Below are 16,579 nucleotides of genomic sequence, written 5' to 3'. Positions count from 1 at the left end.
TGTTCCAGGCATGATTTGGAAGGAGCGCGACCTTGAGTAGCGAAATCATAAAAGTTCCAGACATCGGCGGCAGCGAAGACGTCGAGATCATCGAAATCGCGGTATCCGAAGGGGACGTCATCAAGCCCGAGGACACCCTGATCACGCTGGAGTCCGACAAGGCCAGCATGGACGTGCCGTCGCCCAAGGGCGGCAAGGTGGTCCGGGTGCTGGTGAAAGAGGGCGATACCGTCTCCGAGGGTGACGAGATCGTCGAGCTCGAGCTGGAAGGCGACAGCAGCGCCGATGCCGATAGCGAAGAGAAGAAGAGCGAGAAGCCCGAGCCCAGGCGCGAGGAAGCGGCCCCGCAGGCAGCCCGTGCCGCCGAGGAGAAGCCGGCGGCGAAGAAGGCCAGCGGCGGCGGCAAGCGCACCGTCGAGATCAAGGTGCCCGATCTGGGGGGCTCCAGCGATGTCGAGGTGATCGAAGTGCCGGTCGCCAAGGGGGATGAGGTATCGGAAGAGGACACCCTCATCACGCTGGAGTCGGACAAGGCCTCCATGGATGTTCCGAGCCCGTACAGCGGCAAGCTGATCGAACTCACCGTCAAGGAGGGCGATACCGTCTCCGAAGGCGATGTGATCGGCACCATGGAGATTGCCGGCGAAGGTGACGACGATTCAGGCGAGACCGAGTCCGCAGCCGACGAAGCCACCGCTGAGCCTGCGGAGCAGGCCGAAGCGCCGGCCGAGGAAGAAGCGGCGAGCGGCGAGCCCGAGCGCAAGGAGATTCGCGTTCCCGATCTCTCCGGCTCGAGCGACGTGCCGATCATCGAGATCGGTGTCAGTGCCGGCGACGAGATCGATGAGGAAGACCCGCTGATCACCCTGGAGTCCGACAAGGCCTCCATGGACGTGCCGAGTCCCTACAAGGGCAAGCTGATCGAGCTCACCGTCAAGGAGGGCGATACCGTCTCCGAGGGTGACCTGATCGGCTATATCGAGGTGGCAGGCAGCAAGCCGGCAGCCAAGAAGGCCGACAAGTCCGACGAGCAGAAAAAGCCGTCATCTTCGACCAAGGCCGAAAAGCCGGCATCGACCCCGGCCGGCACACCGAGCCCCGAGGCGCAGATGGCGGCTCATAAGCCGCGCGACGGCAAACTGGTACACGCCGGTCCTGCGGTACGCATGCTGGCCCGGGAGCTAGGCGTCGACCTGGGCCTGGTCAAGCCCAGCGGGCCCAAGGACCGGGTGCTCAAGGAGGACGTGCACGCCTACGTCAAGCAGGTCATGGCAGGCAAGAGCCAGGCCGCGACTTCGGCACCGGTGGCCGGTGGCGCCGGCATTCCGCCGGTACCCGATCAGGACTTCAGCCAGTTCGGTGAGGTGGAAGAGAAGGCCATGGGCCGCCTGCTCAAGATGGGGGCGACAAACCTGCATCGCAGCTGGCTCAACGTGCCCCACGTCACTCAGTTCGACGAGGCGGACATCACCGAGCTCGAGACCTTCCGCAAGTCGATGAAGGCGGAAGCGGAAGCTCAGGGTGCCAAGCTCACGCCATTGCCGTTCCTGATCAAGGCGTGCGCCTTTGCCCTGCGCAAGTACCCGCAGTTCAACGTCAGCCTGAAGAGCGACGGCGAGACCATGGTGTGGAAGAAGTATGTCCACATCGGCATCGCCGTCGATACTCCCGATGGCCTGATGGTGCCGGTGATCCGCGACGCCGACCGCAAGTCGCTGATCGAGCTGGCCAAGGAGAGCGTTGAGTTGGCAGGCAAGGCGCAGTCGAAGAAGCTCAAGCGTGAAGAGATGACCGGCGGCTGCTTCACCATCTCCAGCCTGGGCTCCATCGGCGGCACCGCCTTCACGCCGATCGTCAACGCGCCGGAGGTTGCCATTCTCGGCGTCTCCAAGGCGCAGATGAAACCGGTATGGAACGGCGCCGATTTCGAATCGAGGCTGATGATGCCGCTGTCACTCTCCTACGATCATCGCGCCGTGAACGGCGCCGATGCGGCGCGCTTCACCGCCTTCCTGGCGGCGGCGCTGAGCGACATCCGGCGCATGCTGTTGTGAACGCTGCCTGAAGCTGTGCCGACGGCGTCCTTCGGGGCGCCGTCGGTGTTTGGGCGCTTCACTTTAGGATGGGAATACCAAAGTGCAACCCGGGCTTAATTGGCTGAAAATGAAACAGCTTTTGTCAGGTTGGTGCGGTGTGGCGACAGTGCGCGGTTGTCTGCCGTCGTCGCCGCGGTTATGGTTCATGACATTCCCTTTACCCACTCGATTTATTTACTCTCCAAGGAGCAGCTAGATGCGTTTGATCCTGTTGGGCGCCCCGGGGGCCGGCAAGGGCACCCAGGCTCAGTTCATCTGCGAACGCTACAAGATTCCGCAGATCTCCACCGGCGACATGCTTCGCGCGGCGGTCAAGGAAGGCAGCGAGCTGGGTCTCAAGGTCAAGGAGATCATGACCAGCGGTGGTTTGGTGTCCGACGACCTGATCATTGCACTGGTCAAGGAGCGTATCGCTCAGCCCGACTGCGAGAACGGCTTCCTCTTCGACGGTTTCCCGCGCACCATTCCTCAGGCCGATGCCATGAAGGAAGCCGGGGTCAAGATCGATCACGTGCTCGAGATCGCCGTCGAGGACGAGGAGATCGTCAAGCGTCTAGCGGGGCGCCGCGTACATCCGGGTTCGGGGCGGGTCTATCACGTTGAGTACAATCCGCCGAAGGAAGAGGGTAAGGACGATGTCACCGGCGAAGCGCTGATCCAGCGTGACGACGACCGTGAATCCACGGTGCGCAACCGCCTGGCCGTCTACCACGAGCAGACCGCACCGCTGGTAGATTATTACCAGCAGTGGGCCGAGGAGGCGCCTGAGGCGGCGCCGGCCTATCATCGCGTGGAAGGCGTGGGTAGTGTCGACGATATCACCCGGAAAGTGACCGAGGCGCTCGACGCCTGATCGGCATTCCGCAATGATTCGAGAAAGGCCCGCCTGGCGGGCCTTTCTCGTTGGAGCCATCGTCCCGCGTCCTGCGGCGGCGTATAATCACGCGTTCATGCTTCGAAGCGAACTGTTCCTATGCCGATCCTGCTGGCCCTCGATGCCTCCTCCAGCGCCTGCTCTGCCGCCGTGTTGCTCCAGCGCGCCGATAGTGAACCGCGGCTCGTTTCCCGGTTTGCCCTGACTCCGCGCGAGCATACTCGCCGGTTGTTGCCCATGGTCGATGAAGTGCTGGCCGAGGCGGGTATCACGCCCGCCGAGCTGGACGCCGTGGCCTACGGGCGCGGTCCGGGTTCCTTTACCGGGCTGCGTATCGCCGCCGGTACGGCCCAGGGGTTGGCCTACGGGCTGGGCTGCCCGCTGCTCGGGGTCTCGACGCTCGAGGCGTTGGCCCTGGCGGCGCATCGACGCCATGGGGTCGAATACGTCGCCACGGCAATGGACGCTCGCATGGGCGAGGTCTACGCCGCCGCCTGGCGCTGTTGCGACGGCACGGTCGAATCGCTGCTGGAAGAGGCCGTCATCGCGCCGCAGCGGCTGCAGCTTCCGGCCGCTGAGCCGGGCTGGTATGGCATCGGCTCAGGCTGGGCGTTATGGGAGTCGATGGCGCCCGAGGTGCAGGCAGCGCTAACCCGGCGCGACGTCGAATCGGAGCCGGCCGCCGAGGAGCTGGTACTGCTGGCGGCGCGCCACTATGCCGCTGGGCAGCGTACTGCTCCCCATGAGGCGCAACCCATATACCTGCGCGATCAGGTCGCGTGGCAGAAGGGCGGATGAACGCCACGCATGGCGGTGCGCTCGTCCTGCGACGTGAAGAGGGCGCGCTGGTGCTGGCCGGCGATCCGGCACTTTACGGCAAGCCGCTAAGGGTCGACTTCGCTGAGGGTCGCGCCGCGCATCGGCGTCGCTTCGGTGGGGGGCGCGGGCAGTTGATCGCCCGGGCCTGCGGCCTTGCGTCAGGCGTCACACCAAGCGTAATCGATGCCACCGCCGGCCTGGGCCGAGATGCCTTCGTGCTGGCCAGCCTGGGCGCCGAAGTCCTGCTGGTCGAGCGCGTGGCACATATCCATGCGCTGCTGGAAGACGGCCTGATGCGTGCCGCCCGCGACCCTGAGGCGGCCGCGATCGTCGCTCGTATGCGGCTTGCCCACGGCGACGCCACTCACGAACTCTCGGCCCTGGTCGCAGACAGCGGCGTTGCACCCCAGGTGGTGCACCTCGATCCGATGTTCCCACATCGCGAGAAGTCGGCGCTGGTGAAGAAGGAGATGCGGCTGTTTCGTGAGCTCGCCGGAGACGACGACGATGCGCCACGACTGCTGGAGGCGGCGCTGGACGTCGCTACCCACCGGGTGGTGGTGAAACGGCCGCGCAAGGCGCCGCCCATCGCGGGTCCGGCGCCGCAGCACGTCATCGAAGGCAAGACCAGCCGTTACGACCTGTACGTTCATCGCTCCCTCAAGGCCTGAAAACCCTCAGCGCGGCAGGGCCATTTCAGCATTAGCGGGAAACGATTCGCACGTGCAGGCATTGTCCTCTACCCGTGGCTGACCAACTGCAGCCTGTGCCTTAGCGCCGGATCGTAAAGCTCGCCGGTGCGCTGGGCGGCACTACGCAGCCGCTCATCGAACCACAGCTTCTCCTCTCGCTCCCAGATCCAGCCTTCGCCTTCCAGGCTGACGATGAGGCTGGCGAACAGCGTGCGGTCGAAAAACTCCGGTGCGTCGCGGCCAGATAGCAGCGCCAGACGTTCGGTCAGCTGCTGGCTGCGTTCGGCCAGGGCATCGCGCCCCAGCGTGCCGGGAGGCTGGGCCAACAGAATGGCCAGTAGTAGGTAGCCGCGCTCCAGCGAAGGCTGCATCAACCTCGCCAACAGCCGCAGCTGTTCGCCTGCTTCCAGCTCGCTGGGGCGCTGCCAGTTATCGTCAACGTACTCCAGCAAGCCTTCCTGGCATAGCGATTCGAGCATTACCGGCAGCGACTCGGAAAGCTTCACCGGTGAGAGGAACAGCTCGCGGGCCAGTATCGGCCAGGCCGGTCCGAGCTGGGCATGCAGGCTGTCGAGGTCATGACGTGGGGCGTGGCGAAAGGCAAAGGCGGTCAGGCCGGCCAGGGCGAAGAGGTGCAGCACGTTGTTGCGATACCATACCAGCAGATTGGACTGCTCTTTCGTGGCGACCAGGATATCGCCCAGCGCATGTGGACGACGCTCGATCATGCCCAGCGACACCACCTGATCGATCCACGTCGAGGGGTCGCCCTGGGGCAGGCTGGTATGTTCCCCGCCCGGGCAGTGGCGTTGCAGGGCGGCCAGCAGCGCGAGCTGGCGCTTCATCAGGCTCACCTCAATGGCGTGATGAGGTGTCGCCAGCAGCGCCAGCGCCACCAGGTTGACCGGATTGAGTGCCGCCGCGCCGTTGATACGTCTGGCAAGTTCGTCGCCGAGTGCCGGAACTGCCCGGTTGAGCCAGGGCGGCATTGCCTGGCTGGCATCATCACGCCAGCCCGTGGTGGTGTCGTCGAGGAAGGCGCCCAGGGACAGCGGTTCACCGATGTTGACCGCTACCTTGCCGAACGGCTGGCGCAGTTGACCGATAACCCGCAGCAGGGCCCAGGGGCTCTCCTTGCGCTTCTTCCCACCGCGCATTTCACGCTGATAGCTGGCGTTCTCGATGATGCGTTCATAGCCGATGTAGACGGGGATGAACGCGAGTCGGGGCGGGCTGGTGCCGGCGGCACTGCGCAGGTAGGAGCGTAGCGTCATCGATAGCATGCCGGGGCGGGGCGACAGCATGCGCCCACTGCGTGAACGGCCGCCTTCGATGAAATATTCCAGCGGGTGGCCACGCTCGAGCAGGCGGTGCAGGTACTCGTTGAAGACGGCCGCATACAACGGCTTGTCGCGAAAGCTCCGGCGCATGAAGAAGGCACCGCCGCGGCGCAAAAGAGGGCCGACCAGCAGCATGTTGAGATTGCGTCCGGCGGCGACATGGGGCGGCATCAGGCCGTCGCGATACAGCACGTAGGAGAGCAGCAGATAATCGATATGGCTGCGATGGCAAGGCACGTAGACCAGCGTGTGGTCGCCGGCCAGGGCCTTGACCCGGTCCAGGCCCCGTACTTCGACGCCATCATAGAGACGGTTCCACAGCCGCCTCAGCAAACCGTCCATGAAGCGCAGCACCGGGAAGGTCATGTTCGAAGCGATTTCACGCCCATAGCGCAGGGCGCGTCGTTCCAGCCGTTCGACAGAGCGCTTCTCGCTCACCGCCAGCTCGCCGATCACCCGGCGTACCTCAGGGCTTGCGGCCACCCCCTCGATGAGAGTGCGACGGTGGGAGAGGTCGGGGCCGAGTACACGCGTGCGCATGCGCCGAAAGTGAATGCGCAGCAGCCTGGCCCCCTTGCGGTTGGCCACGGCGGGCCCACGTTCGTCGAGCAGGTCGCGCAGCTGCAGCGGGGCACCGAAATGTACCTCGACGCTCTTGCCGTTTATCAGCACCGCAAGCCCCCGGCGTAGCCGCCCGGTGAGTTGCCAGCTGTCGGCTGCCAACAGCCGCCAGAAGCCAAAGCGCTTGCCGGGCGCGCGCCCCCAGAACACGCTCACCGGGAGGACCTGAATCGCGGCTTCGTCATGCTCGGCGAGGTATTCCAGCGCCTGGCGGAAGGGCGCTTCGAAGGCACGCCCACGACGCCACAATCGCCGTGGCCTGACAGGCAGCGCCACGCTGGCAGGCAGTTCCAGGCCAGGCAGGCAGACTCTGGCCTGTGCCGGCGGCAAACCATGACGCTGGCACAGAATTTCGAGCAGCAGAGCGTCGGAGAGTGCAGGGTGAGGAAATACGTAGAGCGTGGGCCGCGAAGGATCGAGGGCCAGTTCCGCGGGATCGGGTTCGATCATCCTGGGCTCGACCCAGGCCTTGAGAAAGCCCTTGAGCGGAGCGCGTAGCACGTTGAGCAGAGATTGGGCCAGGGCCATCCGATTGCCTCGATATCGAATCAGGCCCCAGTATAGCCGTGCCCCCCGGCTCGGGTCAGGTGCGGCTTTCCCTGGCGCAGTAAACGTGCGTCAATCGAGCCAGACAGGGAGAGGGAGGCATGCCATGCATGGGGTATGGCGGGATGGTAACCGGTTCGAGCTGCTGGCGGAGTCGTCGCGCTTCCTGCCGGCAATGTTCGTTGCCATCGAGGAGGCACGCCGCTCAATCCTCATCGAGCTTTACCTGATGGAGTCGGGGCGGCTGACCACGGCGCTGATCGATGCGCTGTGCCGCGCCACCGGGCGCGGTGTATCGGTGGCGCTGATGCTCGATGCTTACGGTGCCATGGGGCTTTCCGGGGAGGACCGGCGTCGCCTGGAGCAGGCCGGCGTGGCACTGCGCTTGTTCAATCCGCTGGGTATACGCTCGCTGACGCGTAACCTGACCCGGGATCACCGCAAGCTGATGGTGATCGACGGCGGGGTGGCCTTCACCGGCGGTTTCGGCGCAGTCGACGAGTTTCTCGAGGCCTGGTACGAGGTGGCGATACGCATCGAGGGGCCCGTGGTGGCCGACTGGGTGCGGTTGTTCTCGCGACTGTGGGATTCGCCGCTGACGCGGGGCGCCGGCGAGGCGGCTCTGGTGCGCCATCTGGAACTCGAAGTCGCTCCTCGCCACGACTATCAGAGCATGCGCGGCCGGGTGGTGTGGGGACAGGGCTATCGCTATCAGGCCATTCGCCATTCCCTTTATGAGCGGGTGTCGTCGGCGCAGCGCCGGATCTGGCTTTGCACACCCTACTTCGTTCCCACGTTAAGGCTGCGCATGCGTCTGGCTCGGGCTGCCCAGCGCGGTGTCGACGTGCGGCTGCTGTTGCCCGGCCGGGACCACGACCACCCCTGGGTGCGCTATGCCGGCCAGCGTTTCTATCGACGTTTGCTGCGCGCCGGGGTGCGAATCTTCGAATTCCAGCCCACCTTCATTCACGCCAAGTTCTCGTTGGTGGACCAATGGTCGAGCCTGGGTTCGTGCAACTTCGATCACTGGAGCCTGCACTGGAACCTGGAGGCCAACCAGGAAGTGGACGATGCCCGATTCGCCGGTGAAGTAGCGTCCCTGTTCGAGCGCAACTTTGCCGCCAGCAGCGAGATCACCTATCGGGAGTGGTTGCAGCGCCCGCGCTGGCAGCGTTTCAAGGAGTGGCTGTTCGGCAGTTTAGATGCCTGGCTGACACGGCTGAGGTGAGGGGCTATGGCGAGCATGGCACCCCACCTCGATGTCGCTGGCCAACAGACTACCGCTTGCCACCGGGCTTGCCCTTCCCGGGGCCGCGGCCGGCAGGCTTTTTCTTGCGCGGCATGGGTTTGGGGGTCTCGGGCGGCACGCGGTAATGCAGATAGAGATCCAACACCAGGTCCGGCAGTTGGGCGACCAGCGACTCCAGGCGCGCCGTGTCCGCCGCCATCTCGGCCATGTCCGGTTCGTCGTCGAACAGCCCGGATAGCGCCATGAACGGTAGCAGCAGCGTGGCTACGGTCTCTTCGTCCTGCTCGAACCAGGCCGCCTCATCGAGAAAGACGCCCTCCATGAAGCCGGCGCACCAGTCGCCGACCGGCGTCTCCTCGGGCGGCAGCCCTTCCAGCGTCAGGTCGAAGGGAAGTTCAGGCAGCCCACCCTGCTCCAGCGTGTCGATACCGTTGCGACGCAGCTTTTCCAATAAACCCAGGATTTCTTCGCGTTCGCCGGCATCTGTAAACGCCGGTTCGCCGTGAAACAGCTCGGCCACCCAGGTGGCGGATTCCATCTCGCGGGGCGCCACGGCCAGCGCGACGAGAAAGCCATGGGCCGAGATCAGATCCAGTGCATCGGCGTCGACGCTCTCGGAGTCGAGGAACTCGTCGAGGCGATCGAGCTCTTCGTCCTCGAGCAGGGGCTGGGGCAGGGGAGTATCGGACATCGGGACTCTCGCATGGCATCGTGAAGGCAGTGTGGCCGCTCAGGGGCTGGACACCGCCGGGGCGGGACGTCATTTTAGCACCCATGAGACGACCCGTGCTTCCCGAACCCTCGCCCGAATGGCTGGCCGGCCTCGACGACGCAGCTCTTCACCAGGCCCTGCTGGAGCGGGTGGAGGCCGCCTGGAAGCTGTGTCGCGGCTACCATCCCGAGCTGCCCAAGCCCAAGGTCTGGTGCGACCTGCGTGGCAAGAGCGCCGGCCAGGCGCACTATGGCCGGGGTGGGCTGCGCTTCAACCCGGTGCTCTTTCGCGAGAATCGCTGTGCATTTCTGAGCGAAGTCGTACCGCAGGAAATGGCGCACTGGCTGGTCCGTCACCTGAGCGACGGCCCCAAGGCCAGGCCCCATGGGCACGAATGGCGTACCGTGATGGAGCGACTGTTCGGCCTCGCTGCCAATGTAACCCACAGCTTCGATACCGCCCGGGCGAGCCCCAGGCCGCATCGTTACCACTGCAGCTGCCAGGTGCATTTCTTCACGTCCCGACGCCATTCCCTGGCCCGCAACGGGCGCCGCTATCGCTGTCTTACATGCGCTCAGACCTTGGTCTATCAGCCCTTTGTAGCGCATGAGGAGAGTGCTACAAATGCATGATTACAAAAGAAAAAATCGTGATACCAAGGTCTAAGGGGAAGGCCTGTCCTGAGGGTATATGCTGTGGGGCGAATCTGATGCCGGCGCATTCAATAACAAGGCAGCCGGTAACATCCACCGAGAGGGTGTATCTCCTGGAAGAGGCCAGCCAATGACCGAGCAGCAAAAAGTCTATCCGGTACGCGATGACGTCGCCGCCAACGCCTGGATCGATCGCGAGAAGTATCAGGCCATGTACCAGCAGTCCGTCGACGACCCCGAGGGCTTCTGGGCGGAGCAGGCCAAGCGTATCGACTGGTTCAAGGCGCCGACCAAGATCAAGCATACGCAGTTCGACACGCACAATGTCGATATCCGCTGGTTCGAGGATGGCACCCTGAACGCCAGCGTCAGCTGCCTCGACCGCCACCTGGAGACACGTGGCGACCAGACCGCCATCATCTGGGAAGGCGACGACCCCCAGGATTCCAAGCACGTCACGTACCGTGAACTGCACGCCAAGACCTGCCAGCTCGCCAATGCGCTCAAGGAGCTCGGCATCGGCAAGGGCGACGTCGTGACCCTCTACATGCCGATGATCCCCGAAGCGGCCGTTGCCATGCTGGCCTGTGCCCGTATCGGTGCGGTGCACTCTGTCGTGTTCGGCGGCTTCTCCCCCGATGCTCTGGCCCAGCGGGTCATCGGTGCCGATTCCAAGCTCGTGATCACCGCCGACGAGTCGGTGCGCGGCGGCAAGCACGTGCCGCTCAAGGACAACGTCGATGCCGCCCTCACCCGCCAGGGCACCGAGGTGTGCAAGAATGTGCTGGTGGTCAAGCGCACCGGCGGCGAGATCGAGTGGAACGAGAGCCGTGACGTCTGGTATCACGATCTGGTCGACAAGCAGGCAACCGACTGCCCGGCCGAGGAGATGAACGCCGAGGATCCGCTGTTCATCCTCTACACCTCCGGTTCCACCGGCGCGCCCAAGGGACTCAAGCACACCACCGGCGGCTATCTGGTCTATGCCAGCCTCACCCACCAGTACATCTTCGACTATCAGGACGGCGAGGTTTACTGGTGTACCGCCGACGTGGGCTGGGTCACCGGTCACAGCTACATCGTTTACGGGCCGCTGGCCAACGGAGCCACCACGCTGATGTTCGAGGGGGTGCCGAGCTACCCCAGCCATGGCCGCATGGGCGACATCGTCGACAAGCACAAGGTCGCCATCCTCTACACCGCGCCGACCGCCATTCGTGCCCTGATGGCCCATGGCGACGGCGTGATGGATTCCAGCAAGCGCGACAGCCTGCGCCTGCTCGGCTCGGTGGGCGAGCCGATCAACCCCGAGGCGTGGGAGTGGTACCACCGCGTGATCGGTAACTCCAAGTGCCCGATCGTCGATACCTGGTGGCAGACCGAGACCGGCGGCATCATGATCGCGCCGCTGCCGGGTGCCATCGACCTCAAGCCGGGCTCCGCCACGCTGCCGTTCTTCGGCGTACAGCCGGCCCTGCTCGACAGCGAGGGCAACGAACTGAAGGGCGCCGTGGACGGCAATCTGGTAATCAGCGACTCCTGGCCCGGTCAGGCGCGTTCGATCTGGGGCGATCACGAGCGTTTCATCCAGACCTACTTCTCCACCTACAAGGGCTACTACTTCACCGGCGACGGCTGCCGTCGCGACGAAGACGGCTATTACTGGATCACCGGCCGTGTCGACGACGTGCTCAACGTCTCCGGTCACCGCATGGGTACCGCCGAGATCGAATCCTCGCTGGTGGCGCATGAGGCCGTGGCCGAGGCCGCCGTGGTGGGCTTCCCCCACGACATCAAGGGCCAGGGCATCTACATCTACGTGACCCTGAACGATGGCGTCGAGCCCAGCGACGAGCTCAAGAAGGAGCTGACCCAGTGGGTGCGCAAGGATATCGGACCGATCGCCTCACCCGATGTCATCCAGTGGGCGCCGGGTCTGCCCAAGACCCGCTCGGGCAAGATCATGCGCCGCATCCTGCGTAAGATCGCCGCCAACGAAACCGACGGCCTGGGCGATACCAGCACCTTGGCCGATCCGAGCGTGGTGGATGATCTGATCGAGAATCGCGCGAGCAAGTGATAAAACCGCCGGCCCTCGGGCCGGCTTTTTCGTTTTCAGCCGGCGGCGGCGATGGCCTTGGCCAGTTCGGCCTTGGTCATGCGGCTGCGACCGGGAAGGTCGAGCTTCTTGGCGCGTTCGTAGAGTTCCTCACGTGAGAGGGTATCCAGCTTGGTGACGCGGCGCTTGCCCGGCTTCTTCTCGGAATGGCGCTTGGGTGAAGGCTTGCGTTCATTCGACTTGCCTTTCTTGCCTGCAGGCTCGGTGTCACTGCGAGCCTCCTGACCGGGTGGGCGGCCTTCAGCCAGGCTCTGCTTGAGTACCTGCATGAGATCGATCACTTCGCCGCCCTGTTCCGGCTCGCCGTCGGGTTCGCGCTCATCCTCACCCAAGGCGATGACATCCTCGCCGCGCTCTAGCTTCTCCTCTGCGCGCGCGATGATTCGCTGGCTCTGCAGATCCTGAAGCTCTTCGCGCTCGAAGGCATCTTCCGCTAAAGCTTCGATGGCCTTTTGCATGGCCTTGACCCGCTGCTTGTCGGGTTTGGTTGGTGCGGGCAGAGCGAGGTCCTCGGGGGCACGTATTTCCTCGGCAAAGCGCAGCGTCTCGGCGCGCAAGATACCCTTTTCGGCAATGATCGCGACCAGGTACTCCTTGCCGCGCATGACGAAGGTGGCAATGCCCGCACGCGCAGCGTTCTCCATGCTTTGGGCCAGCAGGCGGTAGGCCTTGGTCACACCCTTGTCGGGTGTCATGAAATAGGCGCGCTGGAAGTACATAGGATCGATCTCGTCGAGGCCGACGAAGCGCTTGAGATCGATCTCCTGTGATTTCTCCGGGGCCAGCGACTCAAGCTCATCATCCTTCAGCACCACGAATTCGTCTTTATCGATTTCGTAGCCTCGGACCAGTTCGTCGTGGTCGAGCACGCGCTCCTCCTTTTCGCAGAAGTAACGCCTCGCCAGCGGCGTGCCCTGCGAGTCGACCATACGCAACGACACCGGTTTGGGTCGGTTAGCCGGGTAGAGGTTGACCGGCAGGCTGACCAGTCCGAAGGTAATGGTGCCCGACCACAAAGGGCGTGGGCCGCTGGAGTGAAAGTGTTTCTTTTCCTCGCTCTGCGATGTCTCGCCCTTGGGCTCCTTCTGGTTCTTACCCTGGCTCCGGTCGCCCTTGCCCTGGCGCTTGCTCTTGCTCTCTCTAGGCACGCTTGCGCTCCTTCTTCAGGCTGGCCTCGAGGGCCTTGGAGAGGTCGTCGGAGGGTTTGCGGTGGCGAATCGGAGTGACCTTGACGCTCTTGCCGCGCTGCTTGGCTTCGATCAGCTCGAGTACCCGCTCACGGTACTCGTCGCGGTACTCCTCGGGGTCGAATTCCGCCTCCAGCATGCCGATCAATTGGTGCGCCATGTCGAGCTCTTTGGCGTCCAGCGCCTTGCCTTGGGGCGGTTCCAGGGCGTCAGCCGAAACCACTTGCTCCTCGTGACGTAGCGACATCAGCATGGGCACGCCGCGATGCAGGCGCAGAGCGCCGACATAGCTCTTCTTGCGCATGACCCAGCGCGCCAGTCCCTCCTTGCCGCTGTTGCCCAGCGCTTCGGCCAAGGCGAAGTAGAGCGACTCGCTGCCGTCGGGGCCGAGGTAGTAGGGGCGGTCGTACCAGCGGTGGTCAATAATCTGGGGGGGCATGAAACGAATCACTTCGATGTCGCGCCCCGAGTCGGGTTCCAGTGCCTCGAGCTCCTCCTTGTCGAACACCACCAGGCTGCCCTCGTCGGTACGATAGGCGCGCCGGGTCTCGGCGTAGGGCACGACCTCGTCGGTCTCGGGGTTGACCATGGCCTGTTTTACAGGCGAGCGATCCTTCTCGTGCAGCAGGCGGAAATGCACGCTGCGGTCCTGGACCGCCGAGTAGAGCTTGACCGGAACCTGGACCTCGCCGAAGCGGATCACCCCCTTCCACATCGCTCGTGCCGCCATCAGTCTTCCTCCTCATGACGGTTACCATCCTCATGGCATTCGGGACACACCGTATCGCGGCTCTCGAAGCGCGCCGCCACGCACGAGGGGCAGATCGGGCTGTCGCAATAAATGCAGTGGTAGCCCGCCTCGTAATAGAAGGTTCGGTGGCAGAACTGGCAGGTCTCGGGTCCGGATTCAAGCCACCAGGGCGCTTCGCTCATGTCCTCTCCCTCGTTCCTTGCTGCGACCTATTTCACGCCGACGCGCTTGAGCAGGTCGGCGTCCAAGGGGCGCGCCGCCTCGGCGAAGCCCGCCCAGGGGTCCTGCCGGAGAGCCGAGAGCCGGCGACGCAGGTTTTCGACGTTATAGCGATCGGCACGCAGCGCGGCATTGAGCTCGTCCCAGCGAATCGGTACCGCCACCGGGGCGTTCTCGCGGGCTCGCACCGTGTAGGAGGCGACTGCCGTGGCGCCACGGCCGTTGCGCAGGTAGTCGATGAAGATGCGCCCCTCGCGCTTGGCCTTGGACATGTTGGTGGTCAGTCGCTGAGGGTCGTCCTTGGCGTGGGCTTCGGCTACGCCCTTGGCGAAGGCCTTGGCCTGGTCCCATTCGGCGGCGGGCTCGATCGGCACTACCAGGTGCAGTCCCTTGCCCCCGGTAGTGCGCACAAAGGGTGTGAGCCCCAGCGACTCGAGACGCTCGCGCAGGGTGCCGGCGACACGCAGAATTTCCTTCCACGCCATGCCTTCGTCCGGGTCGAGATCGAATACCAGGTTGTCGGGCTGCTCGAGATGGTCGATGCGGCTGCCCCAGGGGTGGATCTCGAGGGCCCCGGCTTGTACCAGTCCCACGAGGTCGGCGGCGGTTTCGACATAGACATACTCGGCGCTGCCCTTCTTCTCAGGCACGTCGATGCGCGGCACGCTGTCGGGAATGGCGCTGCGCGGGTGTTTCTGAAAGAAGCATTCGTCGTTGCGCCCTTGAGGGCATCGCACCAGCGACAACGGCCGCCTGATCAGGTGGGGTAGGACCCACTCCTGAATCTGATCGTAGAAGCGGGCCAGGTCGAGCTTGGTGAGGCCCTGCTCGGGAAACAGAATCCGGTCGGGGCTGGTGATGCGCACCCCGAGCAACGAGGTCTCGCCCTTGCGCTTGCGAGGCGGTGCCTGATCCGCCTTGCTGTCCTTTTCCGGCGCGATGTCTGCGGCCTTCTCCTTGGTCGGGGTCATGCGTATCTCCTCAGGGTTGCGATCCTCACGCAGGCCACGAAAGGCGGGATGGCGCAGGCGGCCGTCGCGCGTACGCTCGGTGAACTCCACTTCGATTACCAGCTCGGGACGCACCCAATGTGCCGAGCGGCTGTCCGGCACGTTGCCATGGAAGGGCGAACGCTTAACTTCGAGCTCCTCAAGAGTGGCGCTGAGCCGTTCGAGCAGGCGATGGCTGAAACCGGTGCCGACACGGCCGGCATAGATCAGCCCCTCCTTGCCGTAAGCGCCCATCAGCAGCGAGCCGAAGCCGCTACGTGAGCCGCCGGGCTCGGTGTAGCCACCGACTACGAACTCCTCATGGCTGACGCATTTCACCTTTAGCCAATCACGGCTGCGCTTCTGCTGATAGCGGCTGTCGGCTCGCTTGGAGATGATTCCCTCCAGCCCCATCTGGCAGGCACGTTCGTGGAAGGCTTCGCCCTGAGAGTCGATATGGTCGGAGTAGCGGATGGTGTCCGATGTCGTTTCCGCCGCCTCGAGCAGCGATGCTAGGGTGCGTTTGCGTTCCAGCAGTTCGACCCTCGAAAGGTCATGGCCCTCGAGGTAGGGCAAGTCGAAGACCTGATAGACGAGAGCGGAGGTACGCCCGTTGGAAAGTGCTTCCTGGAGTTCGCCGAAACGGCTGATGCCGTCCTTGCCCATGGCCACCACCTCGCCGTCCAGCACCCCCGTGTCGATTGGAAGTGCCTTAAGCGACCGGGCGATATCGGGGAAGCGGTGTGTCCAGTCCTTGCCGTTGCGGGTGAACAGGTGAACTTCGCCTTTTTCCAGGCGGGCGAGCAGGCGATAGCCGTCGAACTTGATCTCGTGAATCCACTTGCCCTTATCGGGCACCCCTCGGGCCAGTGTGGCCAATTGAGGCTTCACGTTGCGGGGCAGCTTGGCCTTGCGAGCGCCTTCGAGGCCCTTCGAGTCGGGTGGCGTGACATGATCGGTCTGAACCGTCTCCTTGGTCGTGCCCCAGGTATTGTCTCGATCCTCGGCAATTTCCTGCATGCTGCGGCCGCTGACGATACTTTCATCGAGGTCGACCGTCAGCGCGGCGTCCATGCATGGCTTGTCGTCATGGCGTTTGATCAGCAGCCAGTTGCGCCCATGCTTGTCCTGACGCTTGCCGCTCATGCGAGTCAGGGTCCAACTGCCCTTGAGCCGCTCGCCGTCGAGCTCGATATCGATTCGATCCTGTTTGGGGCGGCCCTTGATCCGCCAGGTACCGCGATCCCATAGCATCACGGTTCCACCGCCGTAGGATTTTTCGGGGATGACGCCCTCGAATCCGCCATACTCCAGCGGGTGGTCTTCCACTTCTACTGCCAGACGTTTCTCACCGGGCTCGAGGCTCGGCCCCTTGGGCAGCGCCCAGCTGCGCAGCACACCCTCCTGCTCCAGACGCAGGTCGAAGTGGTCATGGCTCGCCGCGTGCTTGTGCATCACGTAGGCATCACCCTTCGACGCAGCCGTGGCATCCCCACCGGCTGGCTCTTGGGTGCGCTTGAAATCCCGTTTACGGCGATACTCCTTGAGTTTTTCCATCGGCATCGTCCTTGGCCGCTGAACCTCTATTCGAGTCTCATTTTCAGCCTAGCTCCGCTAGCCTCAAGCGCAACTCTCCTGACGGGTGAGTTAGGGTTGAGTTAGCGAAAAGTGAGGGTGAGTTCCGCTTTGTTTCCCGGAGTTCTGAAGAGTAA

13 protein-coding genes are annotated in these 16,579 nt (G+C 64.1%); 7 read left to right on the top strand and 6 right to left on the bottom strand.

The genetic code is table 11. From position 1 onward, the window contains the following. Positions 1–32: 32 nt before the first annotated feature. The 4 genes from aceF (at position 33) to AC2VNO_RS15230 (ending at position 4,460) form a co-directional block, all read left to right on the top strand. On the top strand, positions 33–2,054 hold the full coding sequence (aceF, locus tag AC2VNO_RS15245; protein WP_486934916.1) for a pyruvate dehydrogenase complex dihydrolipoyllysine-residue acetyltransferase: 2,022 nt from the start codon (positions 33–35) through the stop codon (positions 2,052–2,054). A 238-nt stretch (positions 2,055–2,292) separates the two neighbouring features. Next, the gene (adk, locus tag AC2VNO_RS15240; RefSeq protein WP_228579659.1) at positions 2,293–2,949 is read left to right on the top strand and encodes an adenylate kinase; all 657 of its coding nucleotides are present in this window, start codon (positions 2,293–2,295) and stop codon (positions 2,947–2,949) included. A gap of 120 nt (positions 2,950–3,069) precedes the next feature. Next, positions 3,070–3,768 carry a tRNA (adenosine(37)-N6)-threonylcarbamoyltransferase complex dimerization subunit type 1 TsaB gene (gene tsaB / locus AC2VNO_RS15235; protein WP_486934915.1) on the top strand — a complete coding sequence of 233 codons (699 nt, stop codon included), beginning with the start codon at positions 3,070–3,072 and terminating at the stop codon, positions 3,766–3,768. Beyond that, complete coding sequence (locus AC2VNO_RS15230; protein WP_486934914.1) at positions 3,765–4,460, top strand: class I SAM-dependent methyltransferase; 696 nt, start codon at positions 3,765–3,767, stop codon at positions 4,458–4,460. The genes tsaB and AC2VNO_RS15230 overlap by 4 nt, the downstream gene beginning before the upstream one ends. 68 nt (positions 4,461–4,528) lie before the next feature. Here the strand turns inward: AC2VNO_RS15230 and plsB are convergent, their stop codons facing one another. Next, entirely contained in the window at positions 4,529–6,970 is a 2,442-nt protein-coding gene (gene plsB / locus AC2VNO_RS15225) for a glycerol-3-phosphate 1-O-acyltransferase PlsB (protein WP_486934913.1), read from the bottom strand. Between the two features lie 124 nt (positions 6,971–7,094). On the opposite strand from plsB, the gene AC2VNO_RS15220 reads away from it, so the two are divergent. After that, complete coding sequence (locus AC2VNO_RS15220) at positions 7,095–8,216, top strand: phospholipase D-like domain-containing protein (RefSeq protein ID WP_486934912.1); 1,122 nt, start codon at positions 7,095–7,097, stop codon at positions 8,214–8,216. Between the two features lie 49 nt (positions 8,217–8,265). On the opposite strand, the gene AC2VNO_RS15215 is transcribed toward AC2VNO_RS15220, so the two are convergent. Beyond that, entirely contained in the window at positions 8,266–8,928 is a 663-nt protein-coding gene (locus AC2VNO_RS15215) for a YecA/YgfB family protein (protein ID WP_486934911.1), read from the bottom strand. Between the two features lie 83 nt (positions 8,929–9,011). Between AC2VNO_RS15215 and AC2VNO_RS15210 the strand changes: the two genes are divergently transcribed. Both AC2VNO_RS15210 and acs read left to right on the top strand, forming a co-directional pair. Beyond that, positions 9,012–9,581, top strand: a complete 570-nt coding sequence (locus tag AC2VNO_RS15210) for a SprT family zinc-dependent metalloprotease (protein WP_486934910.1) — start codon at positions 9,012–9,014, stop codon at positions 9,579–9,581. A 151-nt stretch (positions 9,582–9,732) separates the two neighbouring features. Further along, complete coding sequence (gene acs / locus AC2VNO_RS15205; RefSeq protein ID WP_486934909.1) at positions 9,733–11,682, top strand: acetate--CoA ligase; 1,950 nt, start codon at positions 9,733–9,735, stop codon at positions 11,680–11,682. A gap of 35 nt (positions 11,683–11,717) precedes the next feature. Here the strand turns inward: acs and ku (AC2VNO_RS15200) are convergent, their stop codons facing one another. From ku (AC2VNO_RS15200) to ligD, 4 genes are read right to left on the bottom strand one after another with little or no spacing between them, the layout of a single operon-like run. Further along, positions 11,718–12,869, bottom strand: coding sequence for a non-homologous end joining protein Ku (gene ku, locus AC2VNO_RS15200; RefSeq protein ID WP_486934908.1), 1,152 nt, complete (start codon positions 12,867–12,869; stop codon positions 11,718–11,720). Further along, positions 12,862–13,638, bottom strand: coding sequence for a non-homologous end joining protein Ku (ku, locus tag AC2VNO_RS15195; protein ID WP_486934907.1), 777 nt, complete (start codon positions 13,636–13,638; stop codon positions 12,862–12,864). The genes ku (AC2VNO_RS15200) and ku (AC2VNO_RS15195) overlap by 8 nt, the downstream gene beginning before the upstream one ends. Beyond that, positions 13,638–13,841 (bottom strand): hypothetical protein, encoded by a 204-nt coding sequence (locus AC2VNO_RS15190; RefSeq protein ID WP_486934906.1) that lies wholly within the window; start codon positions 13,839–13,841, stop codon positions 13,638–13,640. Before AC2VNO_RS15190 ends, ku (AC2VNO_RS15195) begins: the two co-directional genes overlap by 1 nt. Before the next feature lie 27 nt (positions 13,842–13,868). After that, positions 13,869–16,424, bottom strand: coding sequence for a DNA ligase D (gene ligD / locus AC2VNO_RS15185; protein ID WP_486934905.1), 2,556 nt, complete (start codon positions 16,422–16,424; stop codon positions 13,869–13,871). Positions 16,425–16,579: the final 155 nt, after the last annotated feature.

It is taken from the genome of Halomonas sp. TH-94 (assembly GCF_057473365.1).
The sequence above is the reverse complement of the archived record's forward strand: the minus strand, read 5'-3'. Positions and strand labels throughout refer to the sequence as shown.

Bases quoted from the DNA above. Each gene is read 5' to 3' on its own strand.
- AC2VNO_RS15230 (WP_486934914.1), top strand. From the start codon at position 3,765: ATGAACGCCACGCATGGCGGTGCGCTCGTCCTGCGACGTGAAGAGGGC.
- ku (WP_486934907.1), bottom strand. From the start codon at position 13,638: ATGGCGGCACGAGCGATGTGGAAGGGGGTGATCCGCTTCGGCGAGGTC.
- AC2VNO_RS15215 (WP_486934911.1), bottom strand. From the start codon at position 8,928: ATGTCCGATACTCCCCTGCCCCAGCCCCTGCTCGAGGACGAAGAGCTC.
- AC2VNO_RS15190 (WP_486934906.1), bottom strand. From the start codon at position 13,841: ATGAGCGAAGCGCCCTGGTGGCTTGAATCCGGACCCGAGACCTGCCAG.
- adk (WP_228579659.1), top strand. From the start codon at position 2,293: ATGCGTTTGATCCTGTTGGGCGCCCCGGGGGCCGGCAAGGGCACCCAG.
- plsB (WP_486934913.1), bottom strand. From the start codon at position 6,970: ATGGCCCTGGCCCAATCTCTGCTCAACGTGCTACGCGCTCCGCTCAAG.
- ligD (WP_486934905.1), bottom strand. From the start codon at position 16,424: ATGGAAAAACTCAAGGAGTATCGCCGTAAACGGGATTTCAAGCGCACC.
- AC2VNO_RS15220 (WP_486934912.1), top strand. From the start codon at position 7,095: ATGCATGGGGTATGGCGGGATGGTAACCGGTTCGAGCTGCTGGCGGAG.
- acs (WP_486934909.1), top strand. From the start codon at position 9,733: ATGACCGAGCAGCAAAAAGTCTATCCGGTACGCGATGACGTCGCCGCC.
- AC2VNO_RS15210 (WP_486934910.1), top strand. From the start codon at position 9,012: ATGAGACGACCCGTGCTTCCCGAACCCTCGCCCGAATGGCTGGCCGGC.
- tsaB (WP_486934915.1), top strand. From the start codon at position 3,070: ATGCCGATCCTGCTGGCCCTCGATGCCTCCTCCAGCGCCTGCTCTGCC.